This window comes from Pseudomonas sp. RIT623 (genome assembly GCF_004519305.1).
Lineage (GTDB): Bacteria > Pseudomonadota > Gammaproteobacteria > Pseudomonadales > Pseudomonadaceae > Aquipseudomonas.
In genome coordinates, this window is record NZ_SOZA01000011.1 from 136,786 (window position 1) to 147,259 (window position 10,474).

Annotated in this window: 10 protein-coding genes; 7 read left to right on the forward strand and 3 right to left on the reverse strand. The window is 64.1% G+C overall.

The genetic code is table 11. The features are described from left to right. Positions 1-19 precede the first annotated feature (19 nt). The 7 genes from pip to E3U47_RS10700 all read left to right on the forward strand — a co-directional run bounded on the left by pip (position 20) and on the right by E3U47_RS10700 (position 8,782). A complete protein-coding gene (gene pip, locus E3U47_RS10670) occupies positions 20-991 on the forward strand; it encodes a prolyl aminopeptidase (protein WP_134691405.1) in 972 nt (323 codons plus the stop codon). Next, positions 988-1,425, forward strand: a complete 438-nt coding sequence (dtd, locus tag E3U47_RS10675) for a D-aminoacyl-tRNA deacylase (RefSeq protein ID WP_134691406.1) — start codon at positions 988-990, stop codon at positions 1,423-1,425. Before pip ends, dtd begins: the two co-directional genes overlap by 4 nt. A gap of 262 nt (positions 1,426-1,687) precedes the next feature. Then, positions 1,688-3,421: a glucan biosynthesis protein G gene (locus E3U47_RS10680; RefSeq protein ID WP_134691407.1), complete on the forward strand. Its 1,734-nt coding sequence runs from the start codon at positions 1,688-1,690 to the stop codon at positions 3,419-3,421. Beyond that, a complete protein-coding gene (gene mdoH / locus E3U47_RS10685; RefSeq protein ID WP_134691408.1) occupies positions 3,414-5,981 on the forward strand; it encodes a glucans biosynthesis glucosyltransferase MdoH in 2,568 nt (855 codons plus the stop codon). The genes E3U47_RS10680 and mdoH overlap by 8 nt, the downstream gene beginning before the upstream one ends. Positions 5,982-6,216: 235 nt before the next feature. Further along, the gene (locus tag E3U47_RS10690; RefSeq protein WP_167659469.1) at positions 6,217-7,014 is read left to right on the forward strand and encodes a transporter substrate-binding domain-containing protein; all 798 of its coding nucleotides are present in this window, start codon (positions 6,217-6,219) and stop codon (positions 7,012-7,014) included. Positions 7,015-7,092: 78 nt separating this feature from the next. Beyond that, a complete protein-coding gene (locus E3U47_RS10695; RefSeq protein ID WP_134691410.1) occupies positions 7,093-8,055 on the forward strand; it encodes an amino acid ABC transporter permease in 963 nt (320 codons plus the stop codon). Continuing rightward, a complete protein-coding gene (locus E3U47_RS10700) occupies positions 8,048-8,782 on the forward strand; it encodes an amino acid ABC transporter ATP-binding protein (RefSeq protein WP_134691414.1) in 735 nt (244 codons plus the stop codon). Before E3U47_RS10695 ends, E3U47_RS10700 begins: the two co-directional genes overlap by 8 nt. An 88-nt stretch (positions 8,783-8,870) precedes the next feature. Here the strand turns inward: E3U47_RS10700 and E3U47_RS10705 are convergent, their stop codons facing one another. The 3 genes from E3U47_RS10705 to E3U47_RS10715 form a co-directional block, all read right to left on the reverse strand. Then, positions 8,871-9,590: a phasin family protein gene (locus E3U47_RS10705; protein ID WP_134691411.1), complete on the reverse strand. Its 720-nt coding sequence runs from the start codon at positions 9,588-9,590 to the stop codon at positions 8,871-8,873. Between the two features lie 10 nt (positions 9,591-9,600). Continuing rightward, positions 9,601-10,023 (reverse strand): phasin family protein, encoded by a 423-nt coding sequence (locus E3U47_RS10710; RefSeq protein WP_134691412.1) that lies wholly within the window; start codon positions 10,021-10,023, stop codon positions 9,601-9,603. A gap of 169 nt (positions 10,024-10,192) precedes the next feature. Continuing rightward, positions 10,193-10,468: a polyhydroxyalkanoic acid system family protein gene (locus E3U47_RS10715; protein ID WP_134691415.1), complete on the reverse strand. Its 276-nt coding sequence runs from the start codon at positions 10,466-10,468 to the stop codon at positions 10,193-10,195. Positions 10,469-10,474: the final 6 nt, after the last annotated feature.

Consider the following 10,474-nt stretch of genomic DNA (forward strand, 5'->3'; position numbering starts at 1 on the left):
TCCTCACACGGAGTGCGCGATGCAGACCCTCTACCCGCAGATCAAACCCTACGCCCGGCACGATCTGGCCGTGGAAGCGCCGCATGTGCTGTATGTCGATGAAAGCGGCTCGCCGGAAGGTCTGCCGGTGGTGTTCATCCACGGGGGGCCTGGCGCCGGTTGCGACGCCCAGAGCCGCTGCTACTTCGACCCCAACCTGTACCGCATCATCACCTTCGACCAGCGCGGCTGTGGCCGCTCCACGCCCCATGCGAGCCTGGAGAACAACACCACCTGGCACCTGGTCGAGGACATGGAGCGCATCCGCGAACACCTGGGCATCGATAAATGGGTGCTGTTCGGCGGCTCGTGGGGCTCGACCCTGGCCCTGGCCTACGCCCAGACCCACCCCGAGCGCGTGCACGGCCTGATCTTGCGCGGTATCTTCTTGTGCCGCCCGCAGGAGATCAGCTGGTTCTACCAGGAGGGCGCCAGCCGCCTGTTCCCCGACTACTGGCAAGACTACATCGCGCCGATCCCAGCGGAGGAGCGCGGCGACCTGGTGCAGGCCTTCCACAAGCGCCTGACCGGCAATGACCAGATCGCCCAGATGCACGCGGCCAAGGCCTGGTCGACCTGGGAGGGCCGCACCGCCACCTTGCGCCCCAACCCGCTGGTGGTCGATCGCTTCTCCGAACCGCAGCGGGCGCTGTCGATCGCCCGCATCGAGTGCCACTACTTCACCAACAATGCCTTCCTCGAAGAAAACCAGCTGATCCGCGACATCCCCAAGATCGCCCACCTGCCGGCGGTGATCGTGCATGGCCGCTATGACGTGATCTGCCCGCTGGACAACGCCTGGGAGCTGCACCAGGCCTGGCCGAACAGCGAGCTTAAGGTGATCCGCGACGCCGGCCACGCCGCGTCCGAGCCGGGCATCACCGATGCCCTGGTGCGCGCCGCCGACCAGATGGCCCGGCGCCTGCTCGACCTGCCCCTGGAAGAAGCATGAAAGGCCTGATCCAGCGCGTGCGTGGCGCCAGGGTGGAGGTCGCGGGCGAAATCGTCGGCGCCATCGACCAGGGGTTGCTGGCGCTGGTGGCGGTCGAGCCTGAAGATTCGCCGGAACATGCCGACAAGCTGTTGCACAAGCTGCTCAACTACCGGGTGTTCAGCGACGAGCAGGGCAAGATGAACCGCTCGCTCAAGGACGTCGGTGGTGGGCTGTTGCTGGTGTCTCAGTTCACCCTCGCGGCCGATACCCGCAGCGGCATGCGCCCGAGCTTCTCGACGGCGGCACCGCCTGCGCTCGGTGCCGAGCTTTTCGACTATCTTCTGTTGCAGGCACGGCGCCAGCACCCGCAGGTAGCGAGCGGTCGCTTCGGTGCTGACATGCAAGTGCATCTGGTCAATGATGGCCCCGTAACATTTATGTTACAAATATGAGGTCAAAAACCCGTTGTTTGTCGAAAAACAAGGGGTTTTGTACGATAAATAGTTTGTTCAGCCTGATGCGTTGTAACGCGACCTGCTGGATAATCGCGCGCTGCATGGGCCTGCGTTCGCAGGCTCGTTTCACTTTGACTCGAGCATTGTCTGGATCCGTTTGGGGAATCATTACGCCCTCACGGGGTCCGAACAGTGCTCGCCAACCCGGCATTGGTCGCTGGCCGTTGGTTTCATGATCTGTTTTCGGCGAGGATTGCTCGTGATTGTAAGCCCCTGTATTGCACCAAGAATCCCAGTTACCCGGCTGCGCAAGGCCCTGTTGGCCGGCGTGGCGCTGGTCGGCCTGATGAGCGCTGGCCAGCTGTGGGCATTCAATCTGGATGATGTTGCAGCCAAGGCAAAGGATCTGGCCGGTCAGAAGTTCGAAGCACCGAAGAGCAACCTGCCACCGGTGTTCCGCGACATGAAGTACGCCGACTACCAGAAAATCCGCTTCCTCCAGGAAAAGGCCGAGTGGGCCAAGGACAAGACGCCGTTCAAACTGTCGTTCTACCACCAGGGGATGCACTTCGACACGCCGGTGAAGATCAGTGAGATCACCGCCAACAAGGTCGAAGAGATCAAGTACGACCCGAGCCGCTTCGACTTCGGTGACGTGCCGCATGACGCCGACACCACCAAGGACCTCGGCTACGCCGGCTTCCGCGTGCTCTACCCGATCAACAAGGCCGACAAGCAGGATGAGATCATGACCCTGCTTGGCGCCAGCTATTTCCGCGTGGTCGGCAAGGGCCACCGCTATGGCCTGTCGGCCCGTGGCCTGGCCATCGACACCGCGCTGCCATCGGGCGAGGAATTCCCGCGTTTCCGCGAGTTCTGGATCGAGAAGCCCAAGCCCAACGACAAGCACCTGGTGATCTACGCGCTGCTCGACTCGCCGCGCTCCACCGGCGCCTACAAGCTGACCCTGCGTCCGGGCGAAGACACCCTGGTCGACGTCAAGTCGCGGGTCTACCTGCGTGACCACGTCAGCCGCCTGGGTATCGCGCCGCTGACCAGCATGTACCTGTTCGGCCCCAACCAGCCGTCGAAGGTGATGAACTACCGCCCGGCCCTGCACGACTCCGAAGGCCTGTCGATCCATGCAGGCAACGGCGAGTGGCTGTGGCGCCCGCTGAACAACCCGAAACACCTGGCCGTGAGCAACTTCAGCGTCGAGAACCCGCGCGGTTTCGGCTTGCTGCAGCGTCAGCGCGCCTTCAGCGACTACGAAGACCTCGACGACGAATACGAAAAGCGCCCAAGCGCCTGGATCGAGCCCAAAGGTGACTGGGGCAAGGGCACCGTCGACCTGGTCGAGATCCCGACCGCCGACGAGACCAACGACAACATCGTTGCCTTCTGGAGCCCGGAAAAACTGCCGGAGCCAGGCAAGCCGTTCGAGTACGACTACCGCCTGCGCTGGACTATCAAGGAAGACCAACTGCACTCGCCGGAGCTGGCCTGGGTCAAGCAGACCCTGCGTTCCACCGGTGACGTCAAGCAGTCCAACCTGATCCGCCAGGCCGATGGCACCGTGGCCTTCCTGGTCGACTTCATCGGCCCGAATCTGGCCGCCCTGCCGGCCGATACCGCCGTGCGCAGCCAGGTCAGCGTCGGCGACAACGCCGAGCTGGTCGAGAACAACCTGCGCTACAACCCGGAAACCAAGGGCTGGCGCCTGACCCTGCGGCTGAAGGTGCAGGATCCGAAGAAATCCACCGAGATGCGCGCCGCGCTGCTGCGCGACGTACCGGTCGAGCAGCCCAAGCCTGCCAAGGAAACCAAGCAGGACAAGGCCGCCAAGCACGCCCATGCCAAGGCCGAGAAAGCCAAGGCGGAAAAAGCTGCCGAGCAACCTGCCGCCGATGCGGCATCCACCAACGGGACCCCGGCCACCACCGAGAAAGTGTTGACCGAGACCTGGAGCTATCAGTTGCCTGCCGATGAGTAACTCAAGCGCAAGGCCGGAATCGCTGCGCGAATACCTGGCCCACCTCCCCCTGAGCGACGAGCAGCGCGCGGAACTCGCCAGCTGCGCCTCGTTCAGCGAGCTGCACCAACGTCTGGCGGCCCAACCGGCCGCCGGCACCGCCGAGGCCGTGCAGGCCTCGGTGGGCACCCGTCTGACCGTCGGCAGCGCCGCCGAGCTGGAAGAGGCCGAGATGCTCGGCGTCGATGCCGGTGGGCGGCTGTGCCTGAAGATCGCGCCGCCGATCAAGCGCACCAAGGTGGTGCCCGAGCCGTGGCGCACCAATATCCTGATCCGCATGTGGCGGCGCATGACCGGCCGCACCAATGCCCCGCAGCCGCCCAAGCGCGAACTGCCGCCGGCGCGCTGGCGCACGGTCGGCTCGATCCGCCGCTACATCCTGCTGACCCTGATGATCGGCCAGACCCTCGTCGCCGGCTGGTACATGAAGGGCATCCTGCCGTACCAGGGCTGGTCGTTCGTCGACCTCGACGAAGTCCTCAACCAGCCGCTGTGGGACACCGTGGTGCAGGTGTGGCCGTATGCGCTGCAGACTTCCATCCTGGTCCTGTTCGGCATCCTGTTCTGCTGGGTGTCGGCGGGCTTCTGGACCGCGTTGATGGGCTTCCTCGAGCTGCTCACCGGGCGTGACAAGTACAAGATTTCCGGTAGCAGCGCCGGCAACGAGCCGATCGCGCCCGAAGCGCGCACCGCGCTGGTGATGCCGATCTGCAACGAAGACGTGCCGCGGGTGTTCGCCGGTCTGCGCGCGACCTTCGAGTCGGTGGCCGCCAGCGGCAACCTCGACCGCTTCGACTTTTTCGTGCTCAGCGACACCAACGACACCGACATCGCCGTGGCCGAGCAACAGGCCTGGCTTGACGTGTGCCGCGAGACCAAGGGCTTCGGCCGTATCTTCTACCGCCGTCGTCGCCGTCGGGTGAAGCGCAAGAGCGGCAACCTTGACGACTTCTGCCGTCGTTGGGGCGGCGAATACAAGTACATGGTCGTGCTCGACGCCGACAGCGTCATGAGCGGCGAGTGCCTGAGCAGCCTGGTGCGCCTGATGGAGGCCAACCCGGACGCCGGTATCATCCAGACCGGGCCGAAAGCCTCGGGCATGGATACCCTCTATGCACGCATGCAGCAGTTCGCCACCCGCGTGTACGGCCCGCTGTTCACCGCCGGCCTGCACTTCTGGCAGCTGGGCGAGTCGCACTACTGGGGTCACAACGCGATCATCCGCATGAAACCGTTCATCGAGCACTGCGCCCTGGCGCCGTTGCCGGGCAAGGGCGCCTTCGCCGGTGCGATCCTCTCCCACGACTTCGTCGAAGCCGCGCTGATGCGCCGCGCCGGCTGGGGCGTGTGGATCGCCTATGACCTGCCGGGTAGCTACGAGGAACTGCCGCCGAACCTGCTCGATGAGCTCAAGCGCGACCGCCGCTGGTGCCACGGCAACCTGATGAACTTCCGCCTGTTCCTGGTCAAGGGCATGCACCCGGTGCACCGCGCGGTGTTCCTCACCGGGGTGATGTCGTACCTGTCGGCGCCGTTGTGGTTCCTGTTCCTGGTGCTGTCCACTGCGTTGCTGGCGACCAACACCTTGATGGAGCCGCAGTATTTCATCGAGCCGTTCCAGCTCTATCCGCTGTGGCCGCAATGGCACCCGGAAAAGGCCATCGCGCTGTTCTCCACCACCATCGTGCTGCTGTTCCTGCCCAAGCTGCTCAGCGTCATCCTGATCTGGGCCAAGGGCGCCACCGAGTTCGGTGGGCGCATCAAGGTCACCTTGTCGATGCTGATGGAGATGCTGTTCTCCATGCTGCTGGCGCCGGTGCGGATGATCTTCCACACCCGTTTCGTGCTGGCCGCGTTCCTCGGCTGGGCGGCGACCTGGAACTCGCCGCAGCGTGACGACGACTCCACCCCGTGGAGCGAAGCGGTGCGCCGTCACGGCCCGCAGACCCTGCTGGGCATCGCCTGGGCCGGGCTGGTGGCCTGGCTGAACCCGAGCTTCCTGTGGTGGCTGGCGCCGATCGTCGGCTCGCTGGTGCTGTCGATCCCGGTGTCGGTGATTTCCAGCCGTACGCGCCTGGGCCTGGCGGCCAAGGACGAGAAGCTGTTCCTCATCCCCGAGGAGTACGCCACGCCGCAGGAGCTGCTGGCCACCGATCAGTACACCCACGAGAACCGTTGGCACGCGCTGCACGACGGCTTCGTGCGCGCCGTGGTCGACCCACGGCAGAACGCCCTGGCCTGCGCCATGGCCACCGCGCGTCACGGCCAGGCCGCGCCGATCGAGGCCTTGCGTGTCGAGCGCGTGGCCAAGGCGCTGGAGCTCGGGCCCAAGGGCCTGGATCTGAACACCCGCCTGGCGCTGCTTAGCGACCCGGTGGCGTTGTCGCGCCTGCACGATCGTGTGTGGAGCGAGCACAACGCGGGGTGGATCGATGTATGGCGCGCCTCCATCGACAACGACCCGCACTCGCCGTTGTTGCCGCTGCACCCGCAGAACGAGGCTCAGCCAGCCCTGGCTTGAGCCTGATGCGCCGATAATCGCGGGGCAAGCCGCTCCCACGCACCGTTGATAGGGCGTGTGAGAGGGCTTGCCCCGCGATTGTTTTGTCCGCATCGATTTTTGGCCAACAAAGTCCCCACCGGCTCTAGGTCCCGGCCTTCGCATGCGTTAGCATCCCACCCGACATTACGCCTCGGCCCGCCGGGCCGTGCGAACAATAAAATCTGCGTATTTCTTGCTAGGGGACTTGGTGATGATGAAGAAACTCCTGTCGCGACTGCTGGTCGGCGCGACTGCCCTGATCGCGGTATCCGCCGCCCAGGCTGGCGCCATCGATGACGCGGTCAAGCGCGGCACCCTGCGGGTCGGCATGGACCCAACCTACATGCCGTTCGAAATGACCAACAAACGCGGCGAAATCATCGGCTTCGAAGTCGACATCCTCAAGGCGATGGCCAAGTCCATGGGCGTCAAGCTGGAGATGGTCTCCACCGCCTACGACGGCATCATCCCGGCCCTGATGACCGACAAGTTCGATTTCATTGGCAGCGGCATGACCCTGACCCAGGAACGCAACCTGCGCCTTAACTTCAGCGAGCCCTTCATCGTCGTCGGCCAGACCTTGCTGATCCGCAAGGAGCTGGCGGGCGAGATCAAGTCGTACAAGGACCTGAACAACGAGAAGTACCGCCTCACCTCCAAGCTCGGCACCACCGGCGAGATGGTCGCGAAGAAACTGATCGGCAAGGCCAAGTACCACGGCTACGACAACGAGCAGGAAGGCGTGATGGACGTGGTCAACGGCAAGGCCGACGCCTTCGTCTACGACTCACCCTACAACGTGGTGGCGGTGGAGAAGGCCGGCGCCGGCAAGCTGCTGTTCCTCGAAGAGCCCTTCACCTACGAGCCGCTGGCCTTCGGCCTGAAGAAAGGCGACTACGACAGCATCAACTACATCAACAACTTCCTGCACCAGATCAAGCATGACGGGACCTACGATCGTATTCACGACAAGTGGTTCAAGAACAAGGACTGGCTGAAGGAAATGGAATAAGGCCTGGGCCAAAAAACCAAGCGCTGACCTCGACGCGCAGGCAAGCCCTGCGCGTTCGCATTTACGGAAGTACCCCACGTGATCAAACACAAGAAAGCACAGTGGCCCTGGCACGGGCTGACCGCGCTGGTCCTGGTGGGCCTGGCGATCAGCCTGTACCTGGCCACCTCGATGATTTCCTACGAGTGGCGCTGGAACCGCGTTCCGCAATACTTCGCCTACAAGGCCGAGGAAACCCAGCGTGCCGCCAACCCTGGCACGGTCGAGGAGATCGTGGTGTCCGGCAACAACGCCCGGGTCACCCTGAAGGACGAGAGCGGCGACACCCAAGTCGTCGAAGTGGCCAAGGACAGCATGCTGCTGGCCCGCGGCGACGACGTCGCCGAGGGCGATGCCATCGGCGTCACCCGTCACTGGGCCGCTGGCCCTTTGGCCTGGGGCCTTTGGACCACGCTGTGGATCTCGGTCATATCCGGTGCCCTGGGCCTGGTGATCGGCCTGTTCGCCGGGCTTTGCCGGCTGTCGAGCAACCCCACCCTGCGTGACCTGTCCACGGTCTATGTCGAACTGGTGCGCGGCACGCCGCTGCTGGTGCAGATCTTCATCTTCTACTTCTTCATCGGCACCGTGCTCAACCTGTCCCGCGAGTTTGCCGGGGTAGCGGCGCTGGCACTGTTCACCGGCGCCTACGTCGCCGAGATCGTCCGCGCCGGGGTGCAGTCGATCGCCAAGGGCCAGAACGAGGCGGCGCGCTCGCTGGGCCTGAACGCAAGCCAGTCGATGCGCCATGTGATCCTGCCGCAGGCCTTCAAGCGCGTGCTGCCACCCTTGGCCGGGCAGTTCATCAGCCTGGTCAAGGACACCTCGCTGGTGTCGGTGATTGCCATCACCGAGCTGACCAAGAGCGGTCGCGAGGCCATCACCACGTCGTTCTCGACCTTCGAGATCTGGTTCTGCGTGGCGGGCCTGTACCTGCTGATCAACCTGCCGCTGTCGCACATCGCCAGCCGGCTCGAGCGGAGGCTTGCGCAAAGTGATTGAAGTCCGTGACCTGCTGAAAGTCTTCGATACCCGTGGCATGGTGGTGCGCGCGGTGGACAACGTCACCACCCAGGTCGCCAAGGGCGAAGTGGTGGTGGTGCTCGGCCCGTCGGGTTCGGGCAAGTCGACCTTCCTGCGCTGTCTGAATGGCCTGGAGCATTTCGACGAGGGCCATGTGTCCATCGACGGCTTGCAACTGGACGACCCGAAGACCGATATCAATGCCTATCGCCGCGAAGTCGGCATGGTGTTCCAGCACTTCAACCTGTTCCCGCACATGACCGTGCTGGAAAACCTGTGCCTGGCGCAGAAGGTGGTGCGCAAGCGCAACAAGGCCGAGCGCGAGGCCAAGGCGCGGGCGTTGCTGGAAAAGGTCGGTATCGCGCAAAAGGCCAACGAGTACCCATCGCGGTTGTCCGGTGGCCAGCAGCAACGGGTGGCTATCGCCCGGGCGCTGGCGATGGAACCGAAGGTGATGCTGTTCGACGAGCCGACTTCGGCGCTCGATCCGGAAATGGTCGGCGAGGTGCTGGACGTGATGAAGACCTTGGCCCAGGAAGGCATGACCATGGTCTGCGTGACCCACGAGATGGGCTTTGCCCGGGAAGTGGCGGACCGGGTGCTGTTCTTCGATCACGGCAAGTTGCTGGAAGACTCGCCGCCAGCGCAGTTCTTCGCCGCGCCGAAGGACCCACGGGCCCAGGCGTTCCTGCGCCAGGTGCTGTGATCCCGACGGCAAGGCCGGCTCCTACCTCTGATCTCAGTTCATTTCGATCCGTAGGAGCCAGCCTTGCTGGCGAACCAGGCGACGCGGTTCAGCCCTGGGTGGCTGCGTTCACCGGTGCCGATGGCGTGTTGCTGGCCGGCGCTGCGCTCGGTGCCGGTGCCGCGGTGGCCGCTGGCGCCGCAGTGGCAGGCTTGGCCGCTGCCGTTTTGGCCGGCGCTTTCTTCACGGCTGGCTTTTTCGCCGCGGCTGGTTTGCTGGCGGGCTTGGCTGCTACCGGCTTGGCCGCAGGCTTGGCCGCCGCGGTTTTCGCCGCAGGTTTGGCGGCGGGCTTGGTCGCAGCCTTGGCCAGTGGCTTGGCCGCCGGTTTGCTCGCGCTCGCCTTGGCCTTGGAGATCGGGGTCACCGACGCACCGGTCAGTTTCTCGATCTGCTTGGTCAGCGAATCGACCTGCTGGTGCAGGGCCTTGATCTCATTGCGGCTGGGCACGCCCAGGCGTGAGATGGCGCTGTTCAGGCGCTTGTCGAAGGCCTCTTCGAGTTCGCTCCATTTGCCCAGCGCACGGTCCTTGACCCCCGACACTCGCGAGTTGGTCGACGACTTGGCGGTTTCGGCCACGTCTTCGGCAGTCTTCTTCGCCTGCTTCTCGGCCTTTTCGCCATCCTTCACCAGCGAATCGAACAGCTTCGGACCGTCCTGGTCGATCTTGGAGTAGATGCCCAGGCCAGCCAACCAGATCTTGCGTGAGTACTTCTCGACGCCGCCGATCCAGGAACTGCCTTCTTTCTCGGTGTTCTTCTTGCCAGCCATCCTGCTCTCCTTATGGTTTGTGCGCGACGCGCTCGAGCAGCTCGTGCAGCTGTTCAAGCTTGATGGACAACGCCTCAACGTCATGTTTAGACGGAATGCCGAGGCGATTCAAGGCGCGACCTACCCGTGCGTCGAAGGCCCGCTCGATTTTATCCAGCTGCGCCTCGACCCGGCCGGGCACGCGGGTGACTTCCTGGGTGGCTTCGTCGAGCTGGGTGTTGGCCGCGTCGACGGCCTTGCCGATGCGCTTCTTGCCGCGTTTCTCGACGCCTTCGCCGGCTTTGACCAGCTCCTTGAAGTAGTCGGAACCTTCCTGGCCGACGCGGGCGTAGGCACCGATGCCTGCCAGCCAGATCTTGCGCGCGTAGCCGCGCACCTCGCCCAGGGTACTGCCTTGGGCGTCGTCTTTTTGCTTGAGATTCACTTTGGCCATGCTCTGCACCTCATGCTCATTTAAGGGAGGGAGGAACTGCCCAGGGTGGTAGGGCTTGAGCGTGAAGGTAGGCGAAAAAATTAGAATCCTCACCCTAAGGTACAGGGTGAGGGCTGTGCGCCGGCATCGTTGCGACCCGTAGGAGCCGGCTTGCCGGCGAACCGTCGTTTCAGGCCAGCGCCTTGTCCAGCGCCCGCTCGATCTCGCCCTTGATGGTGCCGCTCATCATCGACAGCATCATGCCTAGCTTCAATTCGACCCGGATGGTGTCGTCACCGATGTGCACGCTGCCGTTGGCGCCACTGCGTTTCACATCGACACGATCACCGTTCCAGCTGGCCTTGAGGTCGTATTCACGGGTCAGTTTGTCGACCAGCGCTTCGGCCTTGGCGCGGGCGGCCTCGCGGCCGAGGGAGTGTTTGCGTTCGACGCTGATCTGGGTCATGCGGGT

What these genes read in the sequence shown, in the direction of transcription:
- E3U47_RS10705 (WP_134691411.1), bottom strand. Translation starts at nt 9,590, where the DNA reads ATGGCTGGCAAGAAGAACACCGAGAAAGAAGGCAGTTCCTGGATCGGC.
- E3U47_RS10710 (WP_134691412.1), bottom strand. Translation starts at nt 10,023, where the DNA reads ATGGCCAAAGTGAATCTCAAGCAAAAAGACGACGCCCAAGGCAGTACC.
- E3U47_RS10690 (WP_167659469.1), top strand. Translation starts at nt 6,217, where the DNA reads ATGAAGAAACTCCTGTCGCGACTGCTGGTCGGCGCGACTGCCCTGATC.
- mdoH (WP_134691408.1), top strand. Translation starts at nt 3,414, where the DNA reads ATGAGTAACTCAAGCGCAAGGCCGGAATCGCTGCGCGAATACCTGGCC.
- E3U47_RS10715 (WP_134691415.1), bottom strand. Translation starts at nt 10,468, where the DNA reads ATGACCCAGATCAGCGTCGAACGCAAACACTCCCTCGGCCGCGAGGCC.
- pip (WP_134691405.1), top strand. Translation starts at nt 20, where the DNA reads ATGCAGACCCTCTACCCGCAGATCAAACCCTACGCCCGGCACGATCTG.
- dtd (WP_134691406.1), top strand. Translation starts at nt 988, where the DNA reads ATGAAAGGCCTGATCCAGCGCGTGCGTGGCGCCAGGGTGGAGGTCGCG.